Raw genomic sequence first — 15,342 nt, 5'->3', positions numbered from 1 at the left:
TAGTAGTAGTAGACAGCATCTTAATGGGTTTGTTCTTTAACTCCTGCCGGGAACCAGGCCAGCGGATTCTCTCCCAGGTCGCGTTCCATATCATAATTGACGGGTTCGAATCCCATTTTCTCCCAGAAAACTTTCGATTTTACTCGTGGATTTGTTTTAATAGGAAGTCCAAATCCTTTGGCAAATTCTACAAGTTTCTGGCCGTAGCCTTTGTTTTGATAGTCAGGCAGGACTTCAAGCTTCCATAACTCCAGATAATCCTGTGCGGGATCGAAATATCGATCGAATCTTGCTTCTATCTGGTAAAGGCTCATACGTGCTACAAGTTTATCCCCGAAATAAATGCCGTAGAAAGGTGACTCGCTGTCATTTTCAATAATATTAGCTTCAAGGTCTTCAAGCATGGATAGCTCCTGCAGTCCATACTCTTTGAATTTCTTAAACTCTTCCAGTGTTTTATAATTTACTTTTAATTTTTCAACTTTATAGTTCATAAAATCTCCCCCTTAGCCATCGATGTATAGGAATTCTGCAGATGTAACCGCTTTATAATGCCTTCCTAATAGTTGAAAGGTTTTTTCTATGTCTATTATTATATAACAAGTAAACAAAAAATTCTGCACATATGAAAAACTTAATATATTTTTAGTTTTTTTATAAAAATTAGAAAGCGTTTACAAAAACAGAAGGAAATAGGCAGAAGATTGTAGAAATATATATTATTGCAGGATTACTACAATGAGAAAGGGGACCGATTGTGCGAAAAATTCTGATTGCCAACAGGGGAGAAATTGCTTTAAGGATAATTAAAACCTGCCGTGAAATGGAAATTGAGACTGTTGCCATATATTCTGATGCAGACAAAGATCTGCCATTTGTTAAAGAAGCTACATATGCTTTCCGAATTGGTGAACCGCCTGTTAATAAATCTTATTTAAAGACAGAGGCCATTTTGGAAATTGCAAAGAGGGAAAATGTAGATGGAATTCATCCGGGATATGGTTTTTTATCAGAAAACGCCGTCTTTGCAAGAGCCGTAATTAATGCGGGTATTGCTTTTATTGGACCAGATCCTGAAACCATTGAATTGATGGGGGATAAAATTGTATCCCGCAATACTATGAAGGAAGCGGGAGTGCCGGTTGTCCCAGGAAGCGGAGAGGGAACATCCACTCTTGAGGAAGCATGCAGGCTTGCGGATTCTATGGGCTATCCAGTCATGCTGAAGGCCAGTGGAGGAGGCGGAGGTATTGGAATGGTGCGCTGTGAAAATGAGCAAGCGCTCGCTAAGTCTTTCGACTCCACAAAAGCCCGTGCAAAAGCCTATTTTGGATCTGATGAAGTATTTATTGAAAAATATATAGAAAATGCCAGACATGTCGAAATACAAGTGTTTGGTGACCATCATGGGAATATCGTACATCTATTTGAAAGAGATTGCTCTATTCAGAGGAGACATCAGAAAGTAGTAGAGGAATCACCGTCACCTTTCCTTTCAGAGCAAACAAAACAGAAGATGTATGAAACGGCTTTGACTGCTGCCAAAGCAGTCAATTATAAAAATGCCGGAACAATTGAATTTATTGTGGATGAGCAGGAGAACTTTTATTTTCTTGAAATGAACACAAGACTTCAGGTTGAACATCCCGTAACTGAACAAGTAACTGGGCTGGATCTTGTAGAATGGCAGCTGCTTGCAGCAAGAGGAGAAAAGCTGCCGCTGCAGCAAAATAGCATCAAGCAGGCTGGCCATTCAATTGAATTTAGGCTGTATGCTGAGGATCCTGTAAGCTTTATGCCTTCTCCAGGCAAATTGTCTAAATTTGAATGGAAAGATACCCCAGGAATACGCGTTGATTATGGATATGCTTCAAATACGGCAGTCAGCCCATTTTATGATCCAATGATTGCAAAATGCATTATATATGGCCAATCAAGGGATGAAGCGATAGAAAATGCCTTACAATTCTTTGAGGGACTTGGAATTGAAGGCATTAAAACAAATGCACCGTTATTTAAAGAAATATTAAAAGACGAAGATTTCCGTAAAGGGAATTATTCTACATCATTTCTAGCAAAGAAGGCTTTTGCCGTTAACTAAAAGGAGGAAAATACAATGAAAGAAATTACATCATCAATGGCAGGTACTGTATTAAATGTTTTGGTTGAAGCGGGTCAGGAGGTTAATGCAGGCCAGGAAGTATTAATGCTTGAATCCATGAAAATGGAGATTCCAGTTGAAAGCGAAGCTGCTGGAAAAGTAGCTGAAGTGAAGGTAAGCATAGGAGATTTTGTTAACGAAGGCGATGTGTTAATCGTATTCGAATAAGAAGGCTGAGACACGGATATCCAGTACAGGTGGCTGATGCTGAGTACCGTGCAGCAATAAGCAAGTATAACGAAGAATGGAAAATTTATATTTTAGGAGGATGGGAATGACCACTGCAAAGACATTAACAGAGACGCTGCAGGAAAGAAGCAGGGTAATAGAAGCTGGCGGACATCCAAAATATCATGAAAAGAATGAAGCCCAAAATAAGCTCTTTGTCAGAAGACGGCTTGAACTCCTGTTTGATGACGGATTCTATGAGGAAGATGGCAAGTTTGCGAACTGTCAGGAAAGTGATCTTCCGGCAGACGGGGTTGTAACAGCAGTTGGCAGGGTAAATGGCCAGACCGTTTGTGTAATGGCTAATGATTCCACAGTAAAAGCCGGTTCCTGGGGTGCGAGGACGGTTGAAAAGATTATCCGTATACAGGAAACGGCTGAGAAATTAAAAGTTCCGATCCTTTACCTGGTTGACTCTGCCGGTGCCCGTATTACCGATCAGCTTGATATGTTTCCGAATAGACGAGGAGCAGGGAGAATTTTTTATAACCAGGTAAAACTTTCAGGCATGGTACCTCAGATATGTCTGCTTTTTGGACCTTCTGCTGCTGGCGGAGCTTATATACCTGCGTTTTGTGATATTGTTATTATGGTAGATCAAAATGCATCTATGTATCTGGGTTCACCAAGAATGGCAGAAAAGGTTATTGGGGAGAAGGTTACCCTTGAAGAAATGGGCGGTGCCCGCATGCATTGTTCTGTCAGCGGCTGTGGCGATTTGCTTGCATATAGTGAGGAAGAGGCCATTGATTCAGCAAGAAGATATTTGGCTTACTTTCCTGCAAGTTTTAAAGAAAAATCAGTGAAGCTCGAGGCGGTAATGCCCAAATCCGGCCGCAGCCTCGAAGAAATTATCCCTAAAAATCAAAATGCCCCATTTGATATGTATGAGTGTATTGATTCCTTAATTGATGAAGGCAGCTTTTTTGAAATTAAGAAACTTTTTGCAGGGGAACTCATTACGGGACTTGCACGGATTGGGGGGAATCCTGTAGGGATTATTGCCAACCAGCCAAAGGTTAAAGGCGGGGTATTATTTGTGGATTCTGCTGATAAAGCAGCGAAATTTATTCAGCTTTGTGATGCTTTCCATATTCCGCTATTATTCCTTGCAGATGTCCCTGGATTTATGATTGGGACTAAGGTGGAGAGAGCAGGGATTATCCGGCATGGTGCAAAGCTTATTGCTGCGATGAGTTCTGCAACAGTGCCGAAAATTTCAGTTGTCGTCAGAAAAGCATATGGAGCCGGGTTGTATGCAATGGCTGGACCAGCGTTTGAACCTGATTGCTGTATTGCCCTGCCTACAGCACAAATCGCAGTTATGGGTCCTGAAGCAGCAGTAAATGCGGTTTATTCCAATAAAATCAATGCGATTGAAGATCCGAAAGAAAAGATTAAATATGTTCAGGAAAAACAGCAGGAATATAAAGAAACAATTGATATCTACAAACTTGCCTCTGAATTAATTGTTGACGATATTGTTGCACCTTCAGAATTAAGAAATGTTTTAATTAACCGTTTTAACCTGTATGAGACTAAAGAATTGACATTCAGCATCCGCAAACATCCGGTTTATCCAGTTTAATACTTTATCCTTTTAAAAATCCCTTTTTCGATCTTCGAAAAAGGGATTTTTTTAAAGGATTTAGCTGATGAAAAATGGAATAAAGAAAATAAATATTGGAATTAGTAATTAAAACATTCCATTTTACCCATGAATTTATCTTATTTTGTTAAAATATGCTTAAAAAGTAAAAATGGTGGAGTCTGTTATGAAAATAGCTATTATCGGTGGAGGCGCCATTGGCCTTCTGTTTGCCCATTATTTAAATGAAAATCATGAAGTGCGTGTTTATATTAGAAACAGTACTCAATTGCAAAAGCTGCGCAAAAAAGGACTTACAACTGAGAGAAAAGGCATTCGCAGCAATGCCCCCTTAAAGGCATTCCATTTCAAAGAATGGAAGGGAGAAGAGGATTTAACAATCATTGCTGTTAAGCAATACAGCATTCCTGAAGTTGTAAAGGACTTAATGGAAATGAATACTGGCAAGTGTGGATCATATTTGTTTTTGCAAAATGGCATGGGGCATTTGAAATGGGCTGAAATGCTTGAAGCGGAAAATATTTATGTGGGCAGTGTAGAGCATGGTGCTTTAAAGTCAGAGCCTGACACAGTGCTGCATACTGGAATTGGGGTAACCAAAGTGGCTGCTTTAAAGGGAGATGTGGAACTTTTATCGAAAATATCCGATTCAGCATCTTGTTATTTTCCTTTTAAATTTGCCGAGAATCACATAGAAATGCTAATTGAAAAATTAATCGTAAACTGTGTAATAAATCCGCTTACAGCAGTTCTCCGTGTGAGAAATGGTGAACTCTTAGCTAATAAATATTATTATCAGTTATTTTTGAGGTTGTTTGACGAGGTAAGTGGCATATTAGGCATTCCTGATAAAGCAGGTGCATTAACCCATGTAAAAAGTGTCTGTGAGGAAACAGGGATGAACAGATCTTCAATGCTTAAGGATATCGAAGAAGGCAGAGAAACAGAGATAGATGCTATTTTAGGATATATCCTTGAGGAAGCTGAAAAGAAGAAGATGTCTGCTCCATATTCTGAAAGCCTTTATTGTCAGATCAAAGGCAGGGAGTAAAAAGGGGGAAATGAGTTGAATACTGTGTTCTCAAGCCTAATTGCAACATTGGTGACCATACCGCTGCTCGGATATCTGGCTGTTTTTATTATCAGCAAACAAATCACTAAAAAACACAAAAGATCTGTACATATTGCCCTGGATGTCAGCACATTATTTTTTATTCTGGCGGTTCACTATTTAATTGTCGTAATCTGGGATAAATCCTATCTATGGATGATAGTCCTATCACTGCTGATTACAGCGGTCACTTTTATTATCATGCATTGGAGAATTAAGCAGGAAATCAATCTGCGTGCCTTATTCAAAGGGTTCTGGAGATTCAATTTTTTACTTTATTTCACCGCTTATATAGTTCTAATGTTAATTGGGCTTGTTCAAAGGGTAACTTCTGTTGTCTTCATTCCATAAGTAAAGCAGGTCCGGAATATAATTATTTTACCTCTAGAATTAAAGCATTTAGGTAAGCAAAGTTTTTTTCTTTTCATTTAAGACAATGCTATACTCATAAGATGAAAATTAAAATTGATCAGCTATGAGAAAGGAAGTTCATTAATGGAGATTCTTAATCTCTCATTGCCGGCAACAAACCGGTTTGCAACAGATTATATTGCACAAACAGAAGAAATTATGCAGTTTTTTCACTATCGTTATAATTCCGACTCTGATTATAAAGCACGGTTAGCTGAACTGAAGGGCCGGTCGTTTATGAGAAATGAACTTTCTGAATATATTGGAGAGTTTATGGATCAATTCCCTGCTTCCCCGGCTGTTCATGACTCACTAAATAAGCTGAAGCAAGAAAATAGTGCAGTGATTATCGGAGGGCAGCAGGCCGGTATTTTGACGGGACCCCTATATACTATACATAAAATCATCTCAATCATAAATCTTGCAAAACAGCAGGAAAGTAAGCTGGGAATCCCTGTTGTTCCGGTATTCTGGATTGCGGGGGAGGATCATGACTATCAGGAAGTAAATCATATTTTCATCGAGAAGAATAATAAAATGGAAAAAATGACTTATCCTGAAAAAGTTTTAGAGAAGAAGATGGTTTCAAATATCCCTTTGAACCGTGAAAAATGCAGGGCATGGGTGGAAGACATCATTGAGACTTTCGGAGAGACGGAACATACAAAAGACCTTCTTTTGAGTTTAGAAGGAATTATTATGCATTCACAAACCTATGTGGAGTTCTTTGCCGGCATTATTATGCATTTATTTAAAGAAACAGGGCTTCTTCTGGTTGATTCAGGTGACCAAAAGCTTCGCAGACTTGAAAGCAGCATTTTTGGCAAACAGATCAAAGGTTTTGAAGATATCACAAAGCGTGTGAAAAGCCAGCAGCAAAACTTGGAGAATGCCGGGTTTCCAAATGCTATTGACTTAAGTGAAAATGCTGCAAACCTATTTTATTATGATGAAAAGCATAAAGAAAGAATACTTTTGGAGTTCAATCAGGAAAAAAAGGTATTTACCGGTAGGGAACAAACTCACGAGTTCTCAATGAATGAGCTCCTGGAGATTTCAGAAAATCATCCCGAACGACTAAGCAATAATGTGGTGACAAGGCCTATCACACAGGAATGCCTGTTTCCGGTTCTTTCCTTTATAGCCGGTCCTGGCGAAATTGCCTATTGGGCTGAACTAAAAATGGCATTTGAATGGTTTGGAATGAAAATGCCTCCGATTATGCCCCGTTTAAATATCACTATCTTAGAACGTTCTGTGGAAAGTGATTTGAGAGAATTAGGACTTGATTTGCAGGGCGTGCTTGTATCAGGCACGAAAGCAGAGAAAGATGAGTATCTGAGGAGTATTAAAAATGAAAGCATAGAAGCCCAATTCCAAAAAACAAAAGCTCAAGTAAAACAAAACTATGAGCTAATCGAAGAACTTACAATGAAAGAGGTTCACGCCCTTCTTCCTATGTTAAAGAAAAATGAAGATCTTTTAATAAGGCAGATAGATTTCATGGAGAATAAAATCCAGAAGTCCATCCAGCAAAAACATGAAGTAATCATTATGAAATATGAAAAAGCTGAAAACTCACTGAGGCCGGGTGGAGTTCCTCAGGAGAGAGTTTGGAATGTTCTCTATTACCTTAATAAATATGGGATGAATTTCCTTGAAGAATTGATTGAGTACTCCTTTCATTTCGATGGGACACACAAAGTCATAAAAATTTAATATTCGCCATTATTCTTCGGACCTTTTCCATACGGATGAGGTCTTTTTTTTGATGAAAAAAGATGAAATCCCTTTATATCCTGACTATTCCCCAGCGTGAAAATCTGTGAAAAGCATAGTAAAGAATTTAAAGAAAATGTAATAAAAAGACGAACGGAAAATGGGGGAATACCTTATGGGAAGCAGGATTTTATATGAAGTGGTAGAATAATTAAAAACATGTGGAGGAAAGTGGGGGATTGTGGTACATTTGAGTTAGAAAGTGGGTGCAGTGGGTATGTTCATGGGTGAGTTCCATCACAACGTTGATAATAAAGGCCGTCTCATCGTGCCATCCAAATTTCGTGATAACTTGGGTGAAACATTTGTTTTGACACGCGGACTTGATCAATGTTTGTTTGGCTACCCCATGGATGAGTGGAGGCAGCTTGAAGAAAAATTAAAGGGCCTTCCGCTTACCAAAAAAGATGCCCGTGCATTTACCCGTTTTTTCTTTTCAGGTGCCACTGAATGTGAAATTGATAAACAAGGAAGAATAAATATTGCTTCCCCTCTTCTGCAATATGCAAAATTGGAAAAAGAATGTGTAGTGCTGGGCGTTTCCAATCGGATCGAGATATGGAGCAAAAATCTTTGGGAAGATTATTTTGCAGAATCAGAGGAATCTTTTGCTGATATTGCGGAAAACATGATTGGGTTTGATATATAATGGGAATGTTTTAGTAATATAATTTCCCATGATACAAAGATATTTGTTTAGCTCCAGGTGCCATTAATGCATCTCGTGCTTCTCGGATTGGAAAGGTGGATTCATACAACAATGTTTGAACATACAACAGTACTATTAAAAGAAACAGTAGAAGGCTTAAATATCCATCCTGATGGAGTGTATGTGGATTGTACGCTGGGCGGTGCAGGCCACAGCGAATTAATTCTTTCCCAGCTGTCTGAAAAGGGAAAGCTGTATGCATTTGACCAGGATGACACAGCGATTGCTCACGCAAAAGAAAAACTGGCTGAATATGGTGACAGAATTACGATCATCAAAAGTAATTTCAAGTATCTTCAGGAAGAGCTTGCAAACCTGGGTGTGTCAAAAGTAGATGGTGTTTTATATGACCTTGGCGTTTCATCACCTCAATTGGATACACCTGAAAGAGGTTTCAGCTATCATAATGATGCCCCGCTTGATATGAGAATGGATACAGGCGCTGACATTTCCGCTTATGACGTAGTAAACAGATGGGAATATGGTGAACTTGTGAAAATCTTCTTCAGATACGGAGAAGAGAAATTCTCGAAGCAAATTGCGAGGAAGATTGAAGCGGCCAGGGAAGTTTCCCCGATAGAAACAACAGGCCAGCTGGTTGAGCTGATTAAAGAGGCAATACCTGCTCCTGCCAGACGAAAAGGCGGGCATCCCGCCAAGCGTGTATTTCAGGCCATTAGAATAGCTGTTAATGATGAACTTGGTGTATTTGAGGATTCTCTTCACCAGGCTATTGACATATTAAATCCCAATGGAAGAATCAGCGTGATCACGTTTCATTCACTGGAGGATCGGATTTGTAAAGCGGCATTTAAAAAAGCCAGTGAAACACCAAATCTTCCTCCCGGCCTCCCGATTATTCCAGATGAATATAAACCAATCTTAAAGCTCATTAACAGAAAGCCGATTCTGCCTTCAGAAGAAGAGCTGGAACACAATAATCGGGCAAGGTCCGCTAAACTGAGAATAGCAGAGAAGCTTTAAGGGATTACGAATACTCATGTAGAGAATAAATAAAAAATTTACAGGAGGGGAATTATGAGCAATTTAGCCCGAAAAATTCAAGAAGAAAAACAATTTGATATCCAAACCCAGCCCGTCCAGGCTCCCAAGAAATTATCAAAAAAGTCATGGCTTTCCCCCGGGGAAAAAATACTGGGACTTGCTTTCACTGGCATTGTTTGTTTTGGTGCTGTACAAATGGTTTCAAACCAGGCAGCCATATACGAAGTGAATAAAGAAATTCAGCAAACAGAAGAAGCAATCCAAACGCAGAATAAAGTGAATACAGATCTCAAAATGCAAGTGGGCGAATTAAGTACATACGAGCGCATTAAAGAAAAAGCTGAGGAAATGGGACTTAAATTCAGCGGAAATAATGTCAAGGTAGTGGAAGATTAATGAAGAAACAGCCAAATATCAATTTTGGAGCAGCGATATTATTTTTAATATTCAGCCTGCTCTTTTTTGTATTAATTTTCCGCTTTGTTTCCATTCAGGTTACAGGGGAAGCAGCGGGACATGCACTTGCGGCAAAAGCTCAGCAAAAATATGAACGTGAAAAGACAATTCAAGCCAAAAGGGGTACTATCTATGACCGCAATGGTGAAGTCATTGCCGAGGATACTATTTCCTACAAGCTTGTAGCAATCCTTGACAAAAGTATGAAGCCGGATTATGTGAAAGACCCTGAAAAAACAGCAGCGGCGCTTTCGAAAGCAATCGATCTGGAAGAGTCGGAGATATATAGAATCTTAACGAAGAAAACAGAAAAAGGGGACCCGCCATTCCAGGTTGAATTTGGTAAAGAAGGGCGCGATCTTCCGTTAAAGACAAAAAGAGAAATTGAAGATATGAATTTACCGGGAATTACATTCATAACTGATTCCAAACGGTTCTACCCAAATGGCGTCTTCGCCTCGCATTTAGTCGGATATGTTGAAAAGAAAAAATCGAAGACGAATAAGACCGATACAGTAGGGATGCTGGGTCTTGAACAGAGTTTGAATGATGTGCTTACAGGAAAAGATGGAAAGTTCAGCTATGAAAGCGATATATGGGGCTATCTCCTTCCAAATGGAGATCAAAAAATCCAGCCGGCTCAAAATGGCAAAGATGTGTATTTGACAATCGATAAGAAAATCCAGACTTTCCTCGAAGATTCCATGAATAAAGTAGACGAAGAGTATAAGCCGAAAAAGATGGTTGCTGTTGTCGCGGATGCCAAAACGGGTGAGATTTTGGCAATGGGACAGAGGCCATCCTTCCACCCGAAAACAAAGGAAGGCATTGAAGAGACGTGGCATAATGAAGTGATCGAAAACTCATTTGAGCCCGGCTCAACTATGAAGATCTTTACTTTGGCTGCAGCCATTGAGGAGGGAGAATTTGATCCGAATGAATGGTATAAATCAGGAAGTTATAAAGTAACAGAAAATTCACCGGCTATACGCGACCATAACCAGGGACGGGGCTGGGGGTCCATTACTTACCTTGAAGGCGTTCAGCGTTCGTCGAACGTGGCTTTCGCGAAAATAGTTAAAGAGAAGCTTGGTTATGAAAAATACAGGGAATATATAACAAAGTTTGGATTTGAAAATCCAACTGGAATTGACCTGCCGAATGAAACAGGCGGAAAAATAGCTTACGAGTGGCCGCTTGATAAGGTAACTACCGGATTCGGGCAAGGTTCTGCCATTACGCCGATTCAGCAGGTACAGGCAGCTACTGCCATTGCAAATGACGGCAAAATGATGAAGCCTCATGTGATCAGCAGTATTGTTGATGGTGATAAAAATGAAGTATTAAAAAAAACAAAGCCGGAAGTGAAGGGGAATCCAGTTTCAGCAGAAACGGCCAAGAAAACAAGGGATATCCTGGAAACGGTTGTGTCTTCTGAAAACGGAACGGGTTACAAAAGGTATAATATTGAGGGCTACAAGGTTGCCGGAAAAACGGGGACTGCCCAAATCCCTGACCCAAATGGCGGAGGATATTTAACTGGGCATGAAAATTTTATCTTCTCCTTTTTAGGCATGGCGCCAAAAGATGATCCTGAACTGATCATCTATGTAGCTGTCCAGCAGCCGGATATTGACATGAGTACAAACGGTGCAGAGCCGGTTTCCAAGATTTTTACACCGGTTATGAAAAGCAGTCTTCAATATTTAAATATCGAGCCGGCAAAGGAACTGAAGGCGAACTCTGAACAGGCACCTGAAGTGGAAGGGAAAACAGTTGAGGAAGCAAAAGCAGAATTGAAAAAGTCCGGTTTTGAAGCTATTGTACTGGGAAAGGGAAGCAAGGTTGAAAGACAGGTCCCTGGAAATATGTACAATTTGCTGGAAGGAGAACGAGTAATCTTAAAGACTGAAGGCGATTTAACAGTGCCCGATATGAATGGATGGTCGCTGAGGGACGTTATGAAGGTGGCAAAGCTTGCTGACTTAAAGCTGAATACTGTAGGAAGCGGATATGTGGTGAAGCAAAATCTGAAGGCTGGTTCTGCACTCAGGGAAGGTGACTATTTAATCGTCGAACTTGAGCCGCCTGCAGAGAAATATAATGAGGAAAATGCACAATCAGAAGAGCAGCGGGAAGAAGAGGAAGCAGTGCTGGATTAAATTAGAACGTACTGCCGGATGAGCGGCAGTGCGTTCTATTCATTTATGTACAAGCATATATTGGAACGAGCCATAATCTAAGGAGGTTCGTCCGTACATGCGTGTTTCAAATGTAACCGTTCGAAAACGGCTGACTGTAGCGTTGTTTGTTGGTATTCTCGTTTTTTTTATTATTGATTTGCGTCTTGGATATGTTCAATTCTTTCTGGGGAATTTGCTTACAGATGGTGCAAAGGAACTATGGAGCAGAGACATCCCTTTCGAACCGGAAAGAGGAGAAATCGTCGACCGCAACGGTATTCCACTGGCTACGAATGTCAGTGCTCCAACTGTCTATGTTGTACCCAGGCAAATAAAAGATCCTGCTGATGCTGCAGAGAAATTGGCTGCGGTGCTGAATATGTCAAAAGAAAAAGCTTACCAGCTGATCACCAAAAGAGAATCAAGTGTGAAAATCCCTGAAGGCCGAAAAATTTCCCATGAAAAAGCGAAAGAAATCCGTGCACTGGAAATTGAAGGCATATACATTGGTGAAGATTCAAAACGCCATTACCCTTTCGGGAATTATCTCTCACATGTTTTGGGGTTTTCGGGAATTGATAATCAGGGTCTTATGGGGCTGGAATTATATTATGATGAAGAACTAAAAGGAAAAAAAGGATCTGTTAAGTTTTATGCGAATGCAAAGGGAGAACGGATGAACGATATGGCGGATGACTACAAGCCGCCGGTTGATGGTATGGATTTAAAGCTCACTATCGATTCCAAGATTCAGACAATCGTAGAAAGGGAGCTTGATATTGCTCAGGCTGAATACAACCCTGATGGAATAATAGCAATTGCCATGAATCCAAATAACGGGGAAGTTCTTGCCATGGCCAGCAGGCCTGATTTTGACCCTGCGAATTTTAGGAATGTACCCCCGGAAATTTACAACCGCAACCTGCCAATCTGGAGTACATACGAGCCTGGTTCTACATTCAAAATCATCACTCTGGCAGCTGCGTTAGAAGAGGGCAAGGTAGACTTGGAAAAGGATCATTTTCATGATCCGGGATCTGTTGAAGTTGGCGGTGCAAGACTAAGATGCTGGAAAAAGGGCGGCCATGGCAGCCAGACTTATTTGGAAGTAGTTCAGAATTCCTGTAACCCTGGTTTTGTAGAGCTCGGTGAGCGATTAGGCAAAGATAAACTGTTTAAATACATCCGCGACTTTGGATTCGGAGAAAAGACCGGTATCGACCTGCAGGGCGAAGGGAAAGGGATTCTATTTAATCTCGACCGGGTTGGCCCAGTTGAGCAGGCAACTACTGCTTTTGGACAGGGAGTTTCTGTGACTCCGATTCAGCAGGTAGCAGCCATTTCGGCTGCCGTTAATGGGGGAACATTATATACCCCTTATATAGCCAAAGAGCTTATTAATCCGGCTACCGGGGAAATATTAATGAAAAAATCACCTGATGCAAAGAGAAAAGTAATATCAAAGGAAACATCAGATGAAATCCGAAAAGCGCTTGAATCAGTTGTGGCAAAAGGGTCGGGGAAAAAGGCCTTTGTAGACGGGTACCGTGTAGGCGGTAAAACTGGAACTGCACAAAAAGCGCAAAACGGCCGTTACCTGGAAAATAACCATATTGTATCATTTATAGGATTCGCACCTGCAGATGATCCGCAGCTTGTTGTTTATGTGGCTGTGGATAATCCAAAAGGAACTATTCAATTTGGCGGGGTAGTTGCTGCTCCAATTGTCGGAGAAATCATGGGGGACAGCTTGCGGGCGATGGGTGTAAAGCCGCGGAAAAATCAAATTGAAAAAGAACTGACATGGATGGATTCACCAATGATTGAAGTTCCTGATATGGTCGGCCTGACAAAGAAGGATCTGGGTGAGCTCTACCTTAACCTGAAAATTGATGCGAGCGGCACAGGAAATACAGTGGTCAAGCAAACGCCTCAGCCTGGCATCAAGTTAAAGGAAGGTTCAACGATCCGGCTGTATTTTGACGACAAATAAGAATAGGACTGAGGGCGGCATTATCCTGCGCCGCCTGAATTTTTTTGTTTGTAAGGAAACTGCAACATACTTTCAGGGTTTGGGTTCTATATATTAAATAGCTAAAAAAGCAATTATCATGTACAATATATATCGCCATCATATAGAATGTTAGTTTGAGAACTTAGAAATGAATATGACAAGAGGCAGTAAAAAAGGATTAGATTGTTCTGTTTAACACGAGAGGATTGGTAGACATGGAATTACATAAATTGCTGCGATTTTTGCAGCCATATATGACTTTTAAAGGGGAAAACCCGGAAATTACAGCGATTGTTAACGATAACCGGAAAGTTACACCTGGAAGTCTGTTTGTTTGTATTGAGGGCTATACGGTGGATGGCCACGATTTTGCGGCTTCTGCTGCCAAAAAAGGTGCAGCAGCAGTCATTGCCCAAAGAGAATTGGATTTGGATATCCCGGTTATAGTGGTAAAGAATACAAAACGGGCCATGGCTGTGCTGGCTGATGCTTTTTATGGACAGCCGAGCAAGCAGCTTCATTTAATTGGCATAACAGGAACCAATGGCAAAACAACAACAAGCCATTTAATAGAGAAGATCCTTGCTGATGCAGGAAGAAAAACCGGCTTAATTGGCACGATGTATACGAAGATTGCCGATGAAACCTTTGAAGTGAAAAATACCACTCCTGAAAGTTTGACTCTGCAAAGCACATTTAGAAAAATGGCAGATGCAGGTGTAGATTCAGCCGTAATGGAAGTGTCTTCACATGCACTTGATGAAGGACGCATTCATGGGTGTGATTTTAATATAGCCGTATTTACAAACCTGACTCAGGATCATCTGGATTATCACAAAACAATGGATGAATACAGGAGAGCAAAAGGGCTGCTTTTTGCCCAGCTCGGAAGCTCCTATAATCATGAAGAGCCGAAATATGCCATTTTAAACTCAGATGACCCTGCTTCTGCAGAATATGAAAAATCGACGGCAGCTCATGTCATTTCCTATGGAATTGATCAGGAAGCTGACCTTCGGGCAATTAATATTCAGATGACTTCTGGCGGGACAGAATTTGACTTAATCTCTCCATTTGGAAAGCATAAAGTTTCTCTGAAAATGATAGGCAAATTCAGCATCTATAATGTCCTTGCCAGCATAGGTGCAGGGATCGCTTCAGGGATATCAATCTCGCAAATCATCAAATCTGCTGAAGAAGTTAAAGGCGTAGCAGGCAGATTTGAAACCGTAGATGCAGGTCAGGATTTTTCTGTGATTGTTGATTATTCACATACTCCTGACAGCCTGAAAAATGCTTTGGAAACGGTAAAGCAATTTGCCCTGAAACGCATTTTTACCATCGTGGGATGCGGAGGAGACAGGGACAGATCCAAGCGGCCGCTAATGGCTGAAATTGCATGCCAGTACAGTACAGACCCAATCTTTACTTCTGATAATCCCCGAAGTGAAGACCCAATCCAAATCCTTAGGGATATGGAAGAGGGAGTAAAAGGTGAAAGTTATAAAACAATCGCCGATCGAAAAGAGGCCATTCACTATGCCGTGAAAAATGCCAGTAAAGGAGACGTTATTTTAATAGCTGGCAAGGGCCATGAGACATATCAGCAGGTAGGGAACCAGGTTTTCGACTTTGATGACCGTCTTGTCGCAAAAGAGGCTATAGAGGAGCGATAA

The 15,342-nt window shown here is 40.7% G+C and carries 13 protein-coding genes; 12 read left to right on the top strand and 1 reads right to left on the bottom strand.

Annotation, left to right across the window (positions count from 1 at the left end; all coding sequences use genetic code 11):
* Window positions 1-20: 20 nt before the first annotated feature.
* Entirely contained in the window at window positions 21-494 is a 474-nt protein-coding gene (locus tag NR125_RS03130; RefSeq protein ID WP_009330912.1) for an N-acetyltransferase, read from the bottom strand.
* Between the two features lie 263 nt (window positions 495-757).
* Between NR125_RS03130 and NR125_RS03125 the strand changes: the two genes are divergently transcribed.
* From NR125_RS03125 to NR125_RS03070, 12 genes are all read left to right on the top strand, one after another.
* Entirely contained in the window at window positions 758-2,101 is a 1,344-nt protein-coding gene (locus NR125_RS03125) for an acetyl-CoA carboxylase biotin carboxylase subunit (protein WP_009330911.1), read from the top strand.
* A gap of 15 nt (window positions 2,102-2,116) precedes the next feature.
* Entirely contained in the window at window positions 2,117-2,329 is a 213-nt protein-coding gene (locus NR125_RS03120; RefSeq protein ID WP_009330910.1) for an acetyl-CoA carboxylase biotin carboxyl carrier protein subunit, read from the top strand.
* A 106-nt stretch (window positions 2,330-2,435) separates the two neighbouring features.
* The gene (locus tag NR125_RS03115) at window positions 2,436-3,977 is read left to right on the top strand and encodes an acyl-CoA carboxylase subunit beta (RefSeq protein WP_009330909.1); all 1,542 of its coding nucleotides are present in this window, start codon (window positions 2,436-2,438) and stop codon (window positions 3,975-3,977) included.
* A gap of 187 nt (window positions 3,978-4,164) precedes the next feature.
* Complete coding sequence (locus tag NR125_RS03110; protein ID WP_009330908.1) at window positions 4,165-5,049, top strand: 2-dehydropantoate 2-reductase; 885 nt, start codon at window positions 4,165-4,167, stop codon at window positions 5,047-5,049.
* Between the two features lie 24 nt (window positions 5,050-5,073).
* Window positions 5,074-5,460, top strand: coding sequence for a DUF3397 domain-containing protein (locus NR125_RS03105; RefSeq protein WP_009330907.1), 387 nt, complete (start codon window positions 5,074-5,076; stop codon window positions 5,458-5,460).
* 144 nt (window positions 5,461-5,604) lie between these two features.
* Window positions 5,605-7,239 carry a bacillithiol biosynthesis cysteine-adding enzyme BshC gene (bshC, locus tag NR125_RS03100; protein ID WP_009330906.1) on the top strand — a complete coding sequence of 545 codons (1,635 nt, stop codon included), beginning with the start codon at window positions 5,605-5,607 and terminating at the stop codon, window positions 7,237-7,239.
* A 277-nt stretch (window positions 7,240-7,516) separates the two neighbouring features.
* Window positions 7,517-7,948 carry a division/cell wall cluster transcriptional repressor MraZ gene (gene mraZ, locus NR125_RS03095; RefSeq protein ID WP_009330903.1) on the top strand — a complete coding sequence of 144 codons (432 nt, stop codon included), beginning with the start codon at window positions 7,517-7,519 and terminating at the stop codon, window positions 7,946-7,948.
* Between the two features lie 111 nt (window positions 7,949-8,059).
* Window positions 8,060-8,992: a 16S rRNA (cytosine(1402)-N(4))-methyltransferase RsmH gene (gene rsmH / locus NR125_RS03090; protein ID WP_009330901.1), complete on the top strand. Its 933-nt coding sequence runs from the start codon at window positions 8,060-8,062 to the stop codon at window positions 8,990-8,992.
* Window positions 8,993-9,046: 54 nt separating this feature from the next.
* Window positions 9,047-9,409, top strand: a complete 363-nt coding sequence (gene ftsL, locus NR125_RS03085) for a cell division protein FtsL (protein ID WP_009330899.1) — start codon at window positions 9,047-9,049, stop codon at window positions 9,407-9,409.
* Window positions 9,409-11,631, top strand: a complete 2,223-nt coding sequence (locus tag NR125_RS03080) for a penicillin-binding protein (protein WP_256814710.1) — start codon at window positions 9,409-9,411, stop codon at window positions 11,629-11,631. Before ftsL ends, NR125_RS03080 begins: the two co-directional genes overlap by 1 nt.
* A 97-nt stretch (window positions 11,632-11,728) precedes the next feature.
* A complete protein-coding gene (locus NR125_RS03075; RefSeq protein WP_009330892.1) occupies window positions 11,729-13,645 on the top strand; it encodes a stage V sporulation protein D in 1,917 nt (638 codons plus the stop codon).
* Window positions 13,646-13,881: 236 nt separating this feature from the next.
* Entirely contained in the window at window positions 13,882-15,342 is a 1,461-nt protein-coding gene (locus tag NR125_RS03070; protein WP_019381710.1) for a UDP-N-acetylmuramoyl-L-alanyl-D-glutamate--2,6-diaminopimelate ligase, read from the top strand.

The organism is Cytobacillus sp. Bac17 (genome assembly GCF_024519925.1).
Lineage (GTDB): Bacteria > Bacillota > Bacilli > Bacillales > Cytobacillaceae > Cytobacillus > Cytobacillus pseudoceanisediminis.
This window is presented reverse-complemented; position numbering and strand designations above follow the sequence as displayed.